The organism is Gulosibacter sediminis (assembly GCF_014904065.1).
In the GTDB taxonomy this organism is placed as follows: Bacteria; Actinomycetota; Actinomycetes; order Actinomycetales; family Microbacteriaceae; genus Gulosibacter; species Gulosibacter sediminis.
Genome location: NZ_JACXJG010000026.1, coordinates 579 through 956, shown reverse-complemented (window position 1 = coordinate 956; position 378 = coordinate 579). Strand labels below are relative to the sequence as shown.

2 pseudogenes are annotated in these 378 nt (G+C 74.0%); both read left to right on the top strand.

Annotated features, from left to right (window positions below):
* Nucleotides 1–145 (top strand): annotated as a pseudogene (locus ID132_RS14165) (cyclase family protein); the annotation flags it as partial.
* Nucleotides 142–378 (top strand): annotated as a pseudogene (locus ID132_RS12030) (thiamine pyrophosphate-binding protein); the annotation flags it as partial. The pseudogenes ID132_RS14165 and ID132_RS12030, both read left to right, overlap by 4 nt.

The window sequence follows — 378 nt, the reverse complement described above, 5'->3', positions numbered from 1 at the left end:
CGCCGACAAGTACGGCATCACCTCGCTGCAGCGCCTCGCCGAACTGCCGGCCCGCGGCGCCGTGCTCGTCGTCGCGCCGCTACCGATCGTCGGCGGCACCGGCAGCCCGAGCCGCGTCTTCGCGCTCGTCGAAACCCAGGCATGAGCGGCCTCACCGTCGCCGAGCTCGTCGGCCGCGCGCTCGCGAAGCTCGGCGCCCGGCACTGCTTCGGCGTCNGGGCAACTTCGCGGTGACGAACGCGCTGCGGGATGCCGGGGTCGAGTTCACCGCGACGCGGCACGAGGGCGGCGCGGCCACGATGGCCGACGCGTACGCGCGCATGAGCGACACCGTCGCGCTCGTGTCGCTGCACCAGGGCTGCGGGCTCACGAATGCGA